Origin of the sequence: Tistrella bauzanensis (genome assembly GCF_014636235.1) — a bacterium.
Taxonomy (GTDB): domain Bacteria; phylum Pseudomonadota; class Alphaproteobacteria; order Tistrellales; family Tistrellaceae; genus Tistrella; species Tistrella bauzanensis.
Map to the genome: position 1 here is coordinate 1 of NZ_BMDZ01000007.1, position 13,717 is coordinate 13,717.

11 protein-coding genes are annotated in these 13,717 nt (G+C 67.0%); 5 read left to right on the plus strand and 6 right to left on the minus strand.

Annotated elements, in window-relative coordinates:
* Window positions 1-220 precede the first annotated feature (220 nt).
* The 3 genes from IEW15_RS04695 (at window position 221) to IEW15_RS04705 (ending at window position 4,108) form a co-directional block, all read left to right on the plus strand.
* Window positions 221-1,534: a lipopolysaccharide biosynthesis protein gene (locus IEW15_RS04695; RefSeq protein ID WP_188575442.1), complete on the plus strand. Its 1,314-nt coding sequence runs from the start codon at window positions 221-223 to the stop codon at window positions 1,532-1,534.
* A 70-nt stretch (window positions 1,535-1,604) separates the two neighbouring features.
* A complete protein-coding gene (locus tag IEW15_RS04700; protein WP_188575444.1) occupies window positions 1,605-3,041 on the plus strand; it encodes an undecaprenyl-phosphate glucose phosphotransferase in 1,437 nt (478 codons plus the stop codon).
* Between the two features lie 17 nt (window positions 3,042-3,058).
* Window positions 3,059-4,108 carry a glycoside hydrolase family 18 protein gene (locus IEW15_RS04705; RefSeq protein WP_188575447.1) on the plus strand — a complete coding sequence of 350 codons (1,050 nt, stop codon included), beginning with the start codon at window positions 3,059-3,061 and terminating at the stop codon, window positions 4,106-4,108.
* Between the two features lie 75 nt (window positions 4,109-4,183).
* On the opposite strand, the gene IEW15_RS04710 is transcribed toward IEW15_RS04705, so the two are convergent.
* Complete coding sequence (locus tag IEW15_RS04710) at window positions 4,184-5,026, minus strand: FkbM family methyltransferase (protein WP_229707821.1); 843 nt, start codon at window positions 5,024-5,026, stop codon at window positions 4,184-4,186.
* A gap of 155 nt (window positions 5,027-5,181) precedes the next feature.
* Here IEW15_RS04710 and IEW15_RS04715 point away from each other — a divergent pair, with 155 nt between their 5' ends.
* The gene (locus tag IEW15_RS04715) at window positions 5,182-5,751 is read left to right on the plus strand and encodes a PAS domain-containing protein (protein ID WP_188575449.1); all 570 of its coding nucleotides are present in this window, start codon (window positions 5,182-5,184) and stop codon (window positions 5,749-5,751) included.
* Between the two features lie 161 nt (window positions 5,752-5,912).
* Here IEW15_RS04715 and eno read toward each other — a convergent pair whose 3' ends face one another.
* From eno to tpiA, 5 genes are all read right to left on the minus strand, one after another.
* On the minus strand, window positions 5,913-7,202 hold the full coding sequence (eno, locus tag IEW15_RS04720) for a phosphopyruvate hydratase (RefSeq protein ID WP_188575450.1): 1,290 nt from the start codon (window positions 7,200-7,202) through the stop codon (window positions 5,913-5,915).
* Window positions 7,203-7,346: 144 nt separating this feature from the next.
* Window positions 7,347-8,201, minus strand: a complete 855-nt coding sequence (gene kdsA, locus IEW15_RS04725) for a 3-deoxy-8-phosphooctulonate synthase (protein ID WP_188575452.1) — start codon at window positions 8,199-8,201, stop codon at window positions 7,347-7,349.
* A 74-nt stretch (window positions 8,202-8,275) separates the two neighbouring features.
* The gene (locus IEW15_RS04730) at window positions 8,276-9,910 is read right to left on the minus strand and encodes a CTP synthase (protein ID WP_188575454.1); all 1,635 of its coding nucleotides are present in this window, start codon (window positions 9,908-9,910) and stop codon (window positions 8,276-8,278) included.
* A 228-nt stretch (window positions 9,911-10,138) separates the two neighbouring features.
* Window positions 10,139-10,561, minus strand: a complete 423-nt coding sequence (gene secG / locus IEW15_RS04735; protein ID WP_188575457.1) for a preprotein translocase subunit SecG — start codon at window positions 10,559-10,561, stop codon at window positions 10,139-10,141.
* Window positions 10,562-10,663: 102 nt separating this feature from the next.
* Window positions 10,664-11,422 (minus strand): triose-phosphate isomerase, encoded by a 759-nt coding sequence (gene tpiA / locus IEW15_RS04740; RefSeq protein WP_188575459.1) that lies wholly within the window; start codon window positions 11,420-11,422, stop codon window positions 10,664-10,666.
* Window positions 11,423-11,777: 355 nt separating this feature from the next.
* Here tpiA and IEW15_RS04745 point away from each other — a divergent pair, with 355 nt between their 5' ends.
* Window positions 11,778-13,694, plus strand: coding sequence for a peptidyl-prolyl cis-trans isomerase (locus tag IEW15_RS04745; protein WP_188575461.1), 1,917 nt, complete (start codon window positions 11,778-11,780; stop codon window positions 13,692-13,694).
* The last annotated feature ends 23 nt before the right edge of the window (window positions 13,695-13,717 follow it).

Here is a 13,717-nt window from a genome sequence, read left to right on the forward strand (position 1 = left end):
CACCTCACCCGAGGGAATCAGCCCCGCAGCGCGGGGGCAAGCGGACATCGACAGGTTTGGAGCCCATTCTGCAACAGGCTCCGTTGCCCTGCGATATGCACCCTCAGGCTATAGTGTCGCAGACCCCTGACCGGCACCGGACAGCCGTATCGATCTACGGACCATTCAGAGAGATGGATGCAGCATGGGAAAATTTGCCACCCTTTTGGGAGGCCCTGTGGTGGCCGGGTTCGCGGTACGCGGGTTCGAAATCATTTCCAAGCTGGCGCTTTATCTTCTCACCGCCCGCATGCTGGGTGCTGCGGAAGCCGGCCTGTTCTTTCTGTGCCTCACCTGGGCCAGCTGGCTTTCCACCTTCGGCCGCATGGGCATCGACAGGGCCCTGACCCGGCATCTGGGTGCGGAGCTGGGCCTGTATCAGGGCCTTGAGGCGCGTCGTACCCTGGTCATCGGCGTGCTGCGGGTGACTGCGGTCGGGGCTGCCCTGGGTCTTCTGACCGTCCTGGCAGCCCGGATTCTGGCGTTCCATGTCTTCAACGACCCGGCCCTCGCCACGCCGTTGATGTGTGGGGCGATTGCCGTATCGGGCATGGCGACCACCTTCACACTGACGGCAGCCCTTGCCGGCGCCGGTCGCACCACATCTGCCCAATTCCTTCAGAACGCATTCTGGCCGGCGCTGACCGTGCTGTCGCTGTTGCTGGGCGCCCGGGACGCCACGACGCTGGTCACCGCGATGGGTGTCGCCATCTGGATCTGCGGTGCGATCGCGCTGGCCATCTTCGCGGCCGACCATGCCCGCTTTGCGGCGAACCTGCCGCCAGAGGATCTGGCATCGGGTCAGGCTCTGGAGCCGATGCCGCCGTTGATGCGGACGGCCTGGCCGCTGATGGTGGTGGAAATGGTTCAGGCCACCATCGTGTCGCTGCCGGTCCTGCTGCTGGGCATGGTGGCGGATGCGGCCGATGTCGGCGCCTTCAGCGTCGCGCTTCGCATCTCGATGCTGGTCTGGATGGTTCTGGTCAGCCTGGGAACAGTGGCAAGCCCGCGTTTTGCCACCCTGCACCGTCGTGGCGACATGGCGGGCCTCGCGGCCCTGAACCGGCAGATCCAGTTGCTCGGGGCCGGGCTCGGCGGCGGGGTCTGCGTGATGATGATCGTCGTCCCCGAAACCCTGCTGGGCATATTGTCGCCCGAATTCGTGATGGCGAGCCTGCCACTGATGATCCTGGCCGCAGGTCAGGCGGTCAACGCGCTGTATACCGGCCAGGACGTGCTGCTGGCAATGACCGGCAATGGCGGCACCCTGCAGCGGCTAAACCTCGCGCAGCTTGCGATGGTTCTGCTATTGTCCCTGGTGTTCATTCCGCTCGGAGGCGCCGTCGGCGCGGCCATCGCGACGGCCGTTGCCACGGCACAGGGCGGCATCGGCACCGCCATGGTCGTGCGCTGGCTGCTGCCGGCAGCCCGTCCGCTGGCGGCACTGCCGATGCCATCCCGCCTGCGGCCATTCCTCACGGCGCGGACCGGCTGATGCCGGATTTCGCGCGACCCTTCCCCGCCCGGCGCTTCCGATCCGCCCCCCGACCCGATTACAGGCGCGCATGACGACATCCGAGAGCATTACGCCACGCGTACGCAATGTGACCTTCGGGCTGGTGAACCGGGCGGTCAAGACAGTCGATGCCCTGACGCTGCTGGTGGCGGCGGTGCTGGCCCGACCGCTGTCGGAAGCGACCCTGACGGATATCACCTGGGCGCAATCTCTTCTGCTGGGCGTTCTGGCGGTGATCCCGCTGGTGCAGATCAACGAATCCCGCCGGGTGTATCGCTGGGAGCGGTATCGCAGCCTGCGCGGACAGGTCGTGGATGTGGTGCTGGCGCTGATCATCGCCACGGCGGTCACCGGCCTGTTCGCGGTCGTCTTCCTCCCCGACAGCATCGTTGAGAGCTGGCTGGCAGCCTTCGCGCTGGGCGCCCTGGTGTTGCAGATGACCGGACGCGCGGTCGCCCGGCTGATGGTGGCCGGCATGGAAACCCGCGGCGCGCTGAAGCGGCGGGTGGCCGTCATCGGTGCCGGTGAAGAAGGCGAGGCCGCGATCCGCTATCTTGCGGCCCCCGGACATCGCGACTTGTACGAGTTGATCGGCGTGTTCGACGACCGGGCGACGCGGCGTGCCGTCGAGATCGCCGGGCTGACCGTCACCCATGGGGTCGACGATCTGGTCAAGCGCGCCCGGCAGGAGCGGGTGGATGTGGTGATCATCGCCCTGCCCTGGCGCGCCGGCCAGCGCATCGCCGAGATGATGCGCAAACTGTGCTCGATCCCGGCCGACGTGCTGCTGCCGATCGAGGCCGACTGGATCAATCTACGCGGGGCCCGGCTGTTCAGCGTCGGCGGCCTGCCCTTCCTTCAGGTCGCGCGCCGCCCGCTGAAGGGCTCCGACGCGATCCTGAAGAGCATTCTGGACTATATCGTCGCCGGGACCGCCATCGCCCTGCTGTCGCCATTGCTGCTGACGGTGGCGATCATGGTCAAGGTCGACAGCCCCGGACCGATCCTGTTCCGGCAACGCCGGGTCGGATTCAACGGCCGCGATTTCGACATGTTCAAGTTCAGGTCGATGACGGTCGATCCAACCGATGACGGCTCACGCGGCACGCCGCTCGACAATCCGCGCATCACCCGCATCGGCCGGTTCATCCGGCGGACCAGCATCGATGAACTGCCGCAGTTGTTCAACGTGCTGCGGGGGGAGATGTCGGTGGTGGGCCCCCGCGCCCATGTTCCCAACATGCTGGTCGGCGAGCGAACCTATTTCGAGACGGTCCAGGAATATGCCGCCCGTCACCGCGTGAAGCCCGGCATCACCGGCTGGGGGCAGATCAACGGCATGCGCGGCGGCATCCACGATGCGGACAAGGCCAAACGGGGCGTTGAACTGGACCTGCAATACATCGAGAACTGGACGCTGTGGTTCGACATCCGGATCATGGTCCGCACGCTGTTCGGCGGCATGGCCGGCCGCGACGTGTTCTGATCGCGAGGAGGTGGCGCATGGACAGGCAGACAGGACGAGACCGGCAACCACGGTCGGCCTGCGCCGCCATGGCGCTGGCGTCGATGCTGGCGCTGGCACCGGTCATGTCGGTGCCGGCCGGCGCGGCCGAGCCGCGCGTGCCGCTGCCGACGCCGTTTTCCATGGCCTATTATGAAAGCTGGTCCGAACTGCCGGGGGTATCCGGCCCGGACACCCTGCTTGCCGCCACACCCGCCCATGTCGATGTGCTGGCGATCGGCTTTGCTAAGCCGGATCTGGTGTATCGGGGGGATCTGGAGCTGGACGGCACCGGCATTCAGGTGCCGGTGTCGGGACAGGTTCTGGCAGAGGCGATCGCTGCCCTGAAGACGCGCGCGCCCTCAATCCGGGTGCTGATCTCGGTCGGCGGCTCCGGTTATATGACAGGCTGGTCGCTCTACGATCCGGCGGCGCTGGCGCGGCTTGTCCGTGACCTGGGCGCAGACGGCATCGATCTGGACTACGAACCGGCCGACCCGGGATGCCAGTCGGCCGAGGCTCGCCGTGGACCGACCGTCGTCTGCCTGACCGACACCACATGGACGCGGCTGATCGCCCAGACCCGCGCCGCCCTGCCGCGTCCGATGATGCTGGCGGTGCCGGCCTGGAGCACCGGCGCCTATGGTACCGGCGACTTCCTGAACGACCGGCCACCCAGCCCTCACACCGGATCGATGCTGTGGCTGGGCCGCGACCGCGAGGCGGCTGCCGCCGTCGATATGGTCTCGATCATGGCCTATGCGGGCGGCCCCGCCTTTCAGCCGGAACGTGCCTTCGATGCCTATCGTGCGATCTGGGATGGTCCGCTTGCGCTGGGGCTGATCGTGCCGCCCGACCCCACCGGACAGACCGTACCGGATATGGCGGGCATCCGTGACCTCGCCGCGCGAATCGCCGCCCGCGACCTGGCGGGCATCATGATCTATGGCATGTTGGGCACGCCGCCGGGTGGCGGTGACCCGTCCAGCCCCAGCGGCATGATGATGCTTCAGGCCGTGTGCGAGGGATTTGGCGGCGAAACCTGCTGAGGCGCGGGTGGCACAGTGTCCGTGCGGGCCGTCCTCATGGAATTGCCCTGAGCCGTTCAGCCTGTGGTCGCCCGTTCAGCCTGTGGTGGTTACGGGCCCATAGGTCGCTTCCAGCCGGGCAAGTGGTTCCGGCCGGGCGATGAAGATGAAGTTGTTGACATAGACCCGATCGGGCAGACGCCGGGTGCCATCGGCATTCAGGGCCGAGCGATCCTGAAGGCGGGCGATATCGAAGCCGGTCATGTCGTGCAGACGGCCATCGCGCAGATACAGGCCGCGATAGCCGATCGGGCCCAACATGGCCTGCAGATCGGCCAATGTGCCTGGGGTATGGCGTTCCTCCGCCTCGATCAGCAGGCTTGGTCGCTGTTCGCGCAGGGTGGCGAGGCCGCCGCGCAGCACCGTGCCCTCAAAACCCTCGACGTCGATCTTGATGAAGGCCACCCGCCGATTGCGACCGATCTCGACCGCCAGATCATCCAGGCGGCGGATCGCCACAGTGATGTGAAGCATGGCCGGCGTCGCGACACTCTCCACCGCATCGGCCTTGATCGAGGCCAGGCCGGAGCCCGCCTCAGGCACATGGAGCACGGCTTCGCCATCGGCGTCGCCCAGCGCCATGGCCATCAGCACCAGCTTGCCCTCCCGCAATTCGCGGCCGAAGCGTGTTTTCAATACGGTGCCAAGCGTCGGGTTGGGCTCGAAAGCCACCACCCGACCCGCCGTATGCAGCATCGGCGCGGTATAGGACCCGTGATTGGCACCGATATCATAGGCATCCGCATCGGCTTCGGCCAGCAGCGGCACAAGGGCCAGCTCCATCTCGCCATAATCCGGCGCCATCCGGTCACGGAGATCGATCAACCGCGCATAAAGCCGCGGCATTCGACGTTCGATGATCGCTTTAAGACCGGCCAATCCTACGTGCTCCCGGCTGCGAGAGTGCTGAAACAGAGGTGTCAGGATAACATGGAACCCATCGGCAAGGGATCACCGACTTACAGGCCCGGTAACATGGCGCCTGCAATGACGAGCCTCTTGCACATCCGGACGGCAGCGCTGATGATCGGGGGATGACTGGTGATGCTCCCGTTTGTCCCTCAGCTTCCGGCCCGTCAACGCCAGCCCGTTCGGACAGGCGCCGTGACCCGCGCATTGACAGCCTGATCACTTATTGGCGCGCCTGCAGACATGGGCGTCCCATGCCACTGCGGCGTGATTTCGATATCCTGATCGCCAGGCCGCGCCTGCTGCCCATGATGGTCATTCTGGAGCGCCTGGCCGACGGCCAGTTCGTGCACCGCTATGTCGGCAGCACCATTGTGACTCTGGCCGGACGCGATGCCACCGGCAGGATTGTCGGCCCCGATCTCTATGGCGATCGCTGGCAAGTGGTCGCGAAGACCTATGCCCGCGCCATTGATGACGGCGTGGTGCTGTGGGGCATCGACCGTGCCACATGGCCGCGCGGGGAATGGCGCAGTGCGGAATGGCTGATCGCGCCATTGGCCGGCCTGGATGATATGCCACGCTGGCTCGCCACCATCACTCTGGTTCTCGATGGGCCCGCCACCGCACGTGCCCCGGAAATCCATGTGGTCGGGGACGAACCCGACATTGAGGACAAACCCGACGTGCCGTGAGCGGCGCCACGCACGGTTGTGTCGGGACAGGGACCGCCGGGTGCCGGGCCGGACCTGTCGTGTCGAGGCCACGGCCGGGTCCGGCCCGTGAAAAAGCCGGCTGAAGACATCGCTCCAGCCGGCTTTCCATTGTCTCGCCTTAAGTCTCGCCTGCCTGCCGCTCAGCGGCGGGCCAGCGCCTTCAGCGCCCCGCGCCCGGCGTAATAACCGGTATCGCCCAGGATTTCCTCGATCCGGATCAGCTGGTTGTACTTTGCCAGCCGGTCCGACCGCGACAGCGAGCCGGTCTTGATCTGGCCACAATTGGTGGCAACCGCCAGATCGGCGATGGTGGTGTCCTCGGTTTCGCCCGAGCGATGCGACATCACCGCGGTATAGCCGGCACGATGAGCCATCTCGACGGCGCGCAGGGTCTCGGTCAGGGTGCCGATCTGGTTGACCTTGATCAGGATCGAGTTGGCGACGCCCTTCTCGATGCCTTCGGCCAGGATCGCCGGGTTGGTGACGAACAGATCGTCGCCGACCAGCTGCACCTTGTCACCGATCGCGCGGGTCAGGGCCGCCCAGCCGTCCCAGTCGCCTTCCGCCATACCGTCCTCGATCGACACGATCGGATAGCGGCCGACCAGATCCTCGTAGAAGCGCACCATCTCGTCGGCGCCGAGCACGCGGCCCTCGCCGTCCAGATGATATTTGCCATCCTTGAAGAATTCCGACGATGCGGCATCCAGTGCCAGCATCACGTCGTCGCCGGGCGTGTAACCCGCGGCTTCGATCGCCTTCATGATGAAGTCGATCGCCTCGGCATTGCTGCCCAGATTGGGCGCGAAGCCGCCCTCGTCGCCGACATTGGTGTTGTGGCCGGCCGCCGACAGCTGCTTCTTCAGATGATGGAAGATCTCGGCGCCGGTGCGGATCGCATCGCCGATGCTCTCCGCCGCCACCGGCATGATCATGAATTCCTGGATGTCGATCGGGTTGTCGGCATGGGCGCCACCATTGATGATATTCATCATCGGGACTGGCAGGGTATGTGCCATCACGCCGCCGACATAGCGGAACAGCGGCCAGCCGGCCTCCTCGGCCGCGGCGCGCGCCGTAGCAAGGCTGACGCCGAGAATGGCATTGGCGCCCAGGCGCTCTTTGTTCTCGGTGCCGTCCAGCTCGATCAGCGCATGGTCGATACCGATCTGGTCCTCGCCGTCATAGCCGATCAACTCATCGGAAATCTCGCCCATCACTGCGTCGACGGCCTGCTCGACGCCCTTGCCCAGATAGCGGCTGGCATCGCCGTCGCGCTTCTCCACCGCTTCGCGGATGCCGGTGGACGCCCCGCTCGGCACGGCGGCGCGGCCGATGGCGCCGCTCTCCAGCTCGACATCGACCTCGACGGTCGGATTACCGCGGCTGTCCAGGATCTCGCGGGCACGAATATCGACAATGGCAGTCATGAGATGTCTCGCTCTCCGTTCAAGGCAAGGCTTCGGGGGCAGTGCGGGGCCGGGGATCGGCCGGATCATGGCAGGAAGCCCGGCATGATGGGCAGTGTAACGGGATCAGGTGACACTGCGGCGTCGGTGCGGTGATGCGGCAGGTCAGACGACCAGTCGCCGGGCCTTGGCCAGGGCGTCGAATGCCATCCAGTCTTCCACCATGGCCGGCAGGGCCTTCAGCGGCACCATGTTCGGGCCGTCGCTGGGCGCCTTGTCGGGGTCGGGATGGGTCTCGGCAAAGATCGCGGCAACACCCACCGCCGCCGCCGCCCGTGCCAGCACCGGCACGAATTCACGCTGGCCGCCGCTGCGGCCGCCCAGGCCGCCCGGCTGCTGAACCGAATGGGTGGCGTCGAACACGATCGGGCAGCCGGTGCGGGCCATCACCGGCAGGCCGCGATAATCGGTCACCAGCGTATTATAACCGAAGCTGGCGCCACGCTCGGTCAGCATGACATTGCCGTTGCCGGCGGCATCCAGCTTGGCGACCACATTGGCCATGTCCCATGGGGCCAGAAACTGGCCCTTCTTGACGTTGACCACCCGGCCGGTCTCGGCTGCGGCGACCAGAAGGTCGGTCTGACGGCACAGAAATGCCGGGATCTGGAGCACGTCGACTGCCTCGGCCGCCATGGCGCATTGTTCCGGCAGATGCACGTCGGTCAGCACCGGCATGCCCGTGGTCTCGCGGATCTCGGCGAAGATCGGCAGCGCCTCTTTCAAGCCCAGCCCCCGCTCGGCATTGGCCGAGGTCCGGTTGGCCTTGTCGAACGAGGTCTTGTAGATCAGGCCGATGCCGAGCTTGACCGACATCTCCTTGAGTGCCGCCGACACTTCGAGCGCATGGGCCCGGCTTTCCAGAACGCAGGGGCCGGCGATCAGCACCAGCGGCAGATCGTTGGCGATCTCCAGCGCGCCGACACGCACGCGGCGCAGGGTGTTCGGGGTCTCGGTCATGATCGGTGGGCCTTCCATCGATGGTCGGCAGCCCGGGCCACACCGGATGACCGGATATGGCCCGGGCCGGAGCGTCAGACGAGCCGCGACTGGTCCATCGCGGCACGCACGAACGACACGAACAGCGGATGCGGCTCGAACGGCCGCGACTTCAGTTCCGGATGGAACTGGACGCCGACGAACCACGGATGACCGGGCATCTCCACAATCTCGGGCAGCACGCCATCCGGCGACAGGCCCGAGAAGCTGAGACCGGCCGCTTCAAGCCGCTGGCGATAATTGACGTTCACTTCCCAGCGATGCCGGTGGCGTTCGGCGATCCGTTCCACATTGCCATAGATGCTGGCAGCACGGGTACCCGGCACCAGAGCGCAGTCATAGGCACCAAGACGCATGGTGCCGCCCAGATCGCCGCCATGGCTGCGGGTTTCGGTCGAGCCGTCGCTGCGCTGCCATTCGGTCAGCAGGCCGACCACGGCTTCTTCCGTCGGGCCGAACTCGGTCGACGAGGCCTTGGGCAGACCGGCCAGATGGCGGGCGATCTCGATCACCGCCATCTGCATGCCGAAGCAGATGCCGAAATAGGGGATGCGCCGTTCACGCGCGAAGGTGACCGCTGCGATCTTGCCCTCGGCGCCACGTTCGCCGAAACCGCCGGGCACCAGAATACCATGCACGCCGCTCAGGTGCTCGATCGCGTCCTCGCGCTCGAACACCTGGGCGTCGATCCACTTCGTCCGGACCTTGACGTTGTTGGCGATGCCGCCATGGGTCAGGGCCTCGTTCAGCGACTTGTAGGCATCCATCAGCTCGACATACTTGCCGACCACCGCGATGGTGACCTCGCCTTCCGGCCGCTTCACCCGGTCGACCACACGTTCCCAGCCCGACAGGTCCGGGCGCGGCGCGCCGGTGATGCCGAACGACTTCAGAACCTGGGTATCCAGGCCCTGCTCGTGATAGCGGATCGGCACCTCGTAGATGGTCTCGACGTCATAGGCCGGCACCACCGCTTCCTCGCGGACATTGCAGAACAGCGCGATCTTGCGACGGTCGGATGCCGGAATCTCGCGGTCGCAGCGCACCAGCAGGATGTTCGGCTGAATGCCGATGCCGCGCAGTTCCTTCACCGAATGCTGGGTGGGCTTGGTCTTCAGCTCGCCTGCCGCCTTGATGTAAGGCACCAGCGTGACATGGATGAACACCGCCCCCTCGGGGCCCAGCTCGTTGCCAAGCTGGCGGATGCTCTCCATGAACGGCAGGCTTTCGATGTCACCCACCGTGCCGCCGATCTCGCACAGGACGAAATCATGGGCATCCGCATCGGCCAGGATGAATTCCTTGATGCAGTCGGTGACATGCGGGATGACCTGCACGGTGCCGCCCAGGTAATCGCCGCGCCGTTCCCGTGCGATCACCTCGGAATAGATCCGGCCCGAGGTGACGTTGTCGTTGCGGCGGGCGGCGACGCCCGTGAAGCGCTCGTAATGGCCAAGGTCCAGGTCGGTTTCGGCACCGTCATCGGTGACGAAGACCTCGCCATGCTGATACGGGCTCATCGTGCCCGGATCGACGTTCAGATAGGGGTCGAGCTTGCGCAGGCGCACACGATAGCCGCGGGCCTGGAGCAGCGCACCCAGCGCCGCCGAACCCAGGCCCTTGCCCAGCGAGGAGACCACGCCGCCGGTGATGAAGATGAAACGCGTCATGGGGAAAGCTCGTCCTGGTCTTTGGCGCGGGGGCGCGCGCGCACGTCGATAGGTGGGCACCTGGCGGGTCTGCGTCCGGCATCATGCTGCCGCACCTGGAACCACAGGCGGCCGGCGATCGACGCACCGGCCCTTGACCTGATCTCGATCTGCAAACCCGCGTCATGCGGGGTCCGGAAGCTCCGAGCCCCGCGGCCGAAGCGGCGCGGGGCCCGAAGAGGTGTCGTTTCAGTCGGCGGCCGGCGCCGTGGGCGGCGTCACCGTGTCACCCGCCGGTGCCGGTGCCGCTGGTGCTGCCGGGGCCGCATCGGAGGTCGCGGGTGCTGCCGGCGCCGTGGGTGTGCTGGGCACGGCCGGCCCGATCGGAGCCGCGGGGCCGGTCGGTGTCTCGATGCGATCCAGGACCGAACTGCCCTTGGAATGGGTTCCGCCCAGAATCGCCAGGCCAAGGCTGGTGATGATGAACAGCGTGGCCAGCACGGCGGTTGCGCGGGTCAGCAGATTGGCCTGGCCGCGCACCGACATCAGACCGCCGCCGCCACCACCGCCGCCACCGATGCCGAGCGCACCGCCTTCGCTGCGCTGCAGAAGGATCGTGATGATCAGCGCGATCGCCAGCAGCAGGTGGATGACCAGCAGAACACTTTCCATGGGGCGTGTGGTCCGTTCTCGAAAGTGTGGATGCGGGGCCGTCTCAGGGCTTGTCCGCGGATCTCGTGTCGGAGGGTGCGATCGTCAAGGGTGGCCGTCGGCTCAACGCGCCGGGGCGGCCGCCCCGATCGCGAGGAAATCGGCGGCCTTCAGGCTGGCGCCACCCACCAGGGCGCCATCGACATTCTCGATGGCAAGGATTTCCGCGGCATTGCCCGGCTTGACCGACCCACCATACAGGATGCGGATGCCGTGGGCGTCGTCGCCGAAGCGTTCGGCCAGGCGGGCGCGGATCGCGCCGTGCACCGCCCGGATATCGTCATTGGCCGGCACCAGGCCCGAGCCGATCGCCCAGACCGGCTCATAGGCGATGACCAGCCGGCCCGGCGAGGCCCCGGCCGGAATCGAGCCGGCGATCTGGCGTTCCACGACCGCGACCCCCTCGCCCGCCTTGTACTGGTCAAGCGTCTCACCGACGCAGACGATCGCGATCAGGCCGGCGGCGGCGGCGGCGGCGGCTTTCGCCGCCACCTGCTCATCGCCTTCGTCATGGTCCTGGCGGCGTTCGGAATGGCCGACAATCGCATAGCGGCAGCCCAGATCGGCCAGCAGCACGGCCGCAACATCGCCGGTATGGGCGCCCGAGGCTTCGGCGTGGCAATCCTGCGCGCCCAGTGCCACGGTCGAGCCGTTCAGCGCATCGCTCACCACCGGCAGCAGCGGCGCCGGCGGGCAGACGGCAAGCTCGGCGGCGATCGACCCGGCACCGGCGGCCACGGCGGCGGCCAGCGCGCGGCCATCGGCCGACAGCATGTTCATCTTCCAGTTCCCGGCGACCAGCGGCGTTGGACGATGCGGCATGCCTGAAGACTCCTCCGAGAAGATGCTTGTTCAAAACGCCCGGCCGAAGCCTGGAAGACCGGTGCCGGGTTCCTTGCCGGCAGAACCCCATGCGATCACGCACGCATCCACCTCCGGCAAACGCGTCCTCCGCGTCCGGTCGCGGCTGCTATAACATGCCTTGAACACCATTTCCAGTCGGCGCGGCACCATATACAGCAGGGCCGATATGCGGCCGGCCGGTTTCAAGATTGCGACGCAGGCATGCCCGCTTCTATGATGCGCCCCGAACCGGACCGCCCTGCGCCGCATCCGCGCGGCACGCCCGGCAGATCCTGCCAACGGCGCCGATTACAGAGATCAGGACCTAGCACACATGTTGAACCAGCTTCGCTCCGCCTCTCGTCACTGGTTGTTCCGTGTGTTTCTGATCGCGCTTGCGGCCAGTTTCGCGGTCTGGGGCATCGGCGACATCTTCCGCGACCGCCAGACCAACGTCATTGCCGATGTCGGTGGCGCCGAAGTGACGCCGGCCGAATTCAGCCGGATCTATCAGGGCGAGATCGAACGTGCCCGCCAGGTCTTCGGCCCGACCTTCGACCAGTCCATGGCCCGCAGCATGGGTCTGCTTGAACGCTCGGTCGGTCTGGCGGTGGGCGACGCCATGATCCGCGCCGAGACCGACCGGTTGGGGCTTGGCGTCACCGACGAGATGATCGCCCGCGCGATCACCGAAGCGCCGGCGTTCCAGGGGCTGGGCAACCGCTTCGACCGGCAGGTCTATGAGCAGGTTCTGGCCCGCAACGGCTATACGCCCGCCGATTACGAAACCTCGCTGGCCCGCGACCTGCGCCGCCAGCAGTTGATCCAGGCGCTCGCGGCGCCGGTGCCGGCGCCAGAGCCGCTCGTCCGGCTGGACCATATGTTCGCGGCCGAGCAGCGCCGGTTGATCACCGCCCGCGTGCCCGCCGATCCGGCGGTCGTCGAAGCGCCGTCCGACGATGCGCTCGCCGCCTATTACGAGGCGAATAAGGGCCGCTATGCCATCCCCGAGCGCCGCGCGGTCAGCTTCGCGACGCTGACGCCCGAAGCGCTGGCCGCCGAGATCACCGTCGACGAAGCGGCGCTGCGCGAGGCCTATGACATCCATCTCGACCGCTACACCACCCCGGCCAGCCGTTCGGTCAGCCAGATGACCTTCCCCGACAAGGCCGCCGCCGAGGCGGCGCATGCTCGTATCGCGGCCGGCGAGGATTTCGACACCGTCGCCGCCGATCTGGGTTTCGACCGTTCGACGATCGACCTGGGTCAGGTCACCCGCGAACAGATGCTGCCGGAACTGGCCGATCCCGCCTTCGCGCTGGCGGAAGGCGAGGTGTCGGCGCCGGTCGAGAGCCCACTGGGCTGGCATCTGCTGACCGCGCGCGATGTCGTGGAGGGCCGGGTTCAGAGCTTCGACGAGGTTCGCCGCGGTCTGGACGACGAGTTGAAGCTCGAACGCGCCCTCGACCGTGTCTATGAGGAAGCAACGGGCATCGAGGACAGCCTGGCCGGCGGCGCCACCCTGGAACAGTTGACCCAGCAGTTCGGCCTCGATCTGGTGAAGATCGACGCGATCGCCGCCGACGGCACCGACGGCCTGGGCCGCGAGGTCGAGCGCGCGCCCGACACCGACCGTTTCACCGCCCTTGCCTTCTCGACCGACCAGGGTGCCACCACGGCGCTGACCGAATGGGAAAACGGGCGCTATTTCATCCTGCGCGTCGACAGCGTCACCGAGCCCGAGGAGCGGCCGCTTGACGCGGTGAAGGATCGGGTGATCGCCGACTGGCGTGCCGAGGAAGCCCGCACACGGGCCGAAGCCGCGGCCAACCGCATGGTCGAGGCGGTGAATGCCGGCGGCACGCTCGCCGCCGCCGCCGCCGAGGCCGGCATCGATGTCGAGACCCCGCCGGCGATCGATCGCCGCGGCCGCATCGCCGGTGCCGAGGCCGCGGTACAGCCGCAGCCGGTCAACCTGCCGGCCGAGCTGGTCCAGGATGCCTTCGCCGCTGGCACCGGTGATGCGGTGATGGCCGAGACCGCCAATGGCGGCCGGATCGTCGCGGTCGTGGCCGATGTGATCACCCCGCCGGCACCTGAGGGCGCCGAGGCCGCCGCCGCCGGTGCGCGGCTAGAACAGGGGCTGTCGCAGGGCATTCTGTCGCAGTACGAGAAGGTGCTGCGCGCCCGCCATCCGGCCACGATCAACACCACCCTGATCGATCAGATGTATCCGGCCCAGGGCTCCTGAGCCCACCGCCGCTCCGTCTCGCC

Excerpts from the sequence above, each read along its gene's own strand:
- IEW15_RS04700 (WP_188575444.1), top strand. The coding sequence starts at position 1,605 with ATGACGACATCCGAGAGCATTACGCCACGCGTACGCAATGTGACCTTC.
- IEW15_RS04705 (WP_188575447.1), top strand. The coding sequence starts at position 3,059 with ATGGACAGGCAGACAGGACGAGACCGGCAACCACGGTCGGCCTGCGCC.
- IEW15_RS04715 (WP_188575449.1), top strand. The coding sequence starts at position 5,182 with ATGACTGGTGATGCTCCCGTTTGTCCCTCAGCTTCCGGCCCGTCAACG.
- eno (WP_188575450.1), bottom strand. The coding sequence starts at position 7,202 with ATGACTGCCATTGTCGATATTCGTGCCCGCGAGATCCTGGACAGCCGC.
- kdsA (WP_188575452.1), bottom strand. The coding sequence starts at position 8,201 with ATGACCGAGACCCCGAACACCCTGCGCCGCGTGCGTGTCGGCGCGCTG.
- IEW15_RS04730 (WP_188575454.1), bottom strand. The coding sequence starts at position 9,910 with ATGACGCGTTTCATCTTCATCACCGGCGGCGTGGTCTCCTCGCTGGGC.
- secG (WP_188575457.1), bottom strand. The coding sequence starts at position 10,561 with ATGGAAAGTGTTCTGCTGGTCATCCACCTGCTGCTGGCGATCGCGCTG.
- tpiA (WP_188575459.1), bottom strand. The coding sequence starts at position 11,422 with ATGCCGCATCGTCCAACGCCGCTGGTCGCCGGGAACTGGAAGATGAAC.
- IEW15_RS04745 (WP_188575461.1), top strand. The coding sequence starts at position 11,778 with ATGTTGAACCAGCTTCGCTCCGCCTCTCGTCACTGGTTGTTCCGTGTG.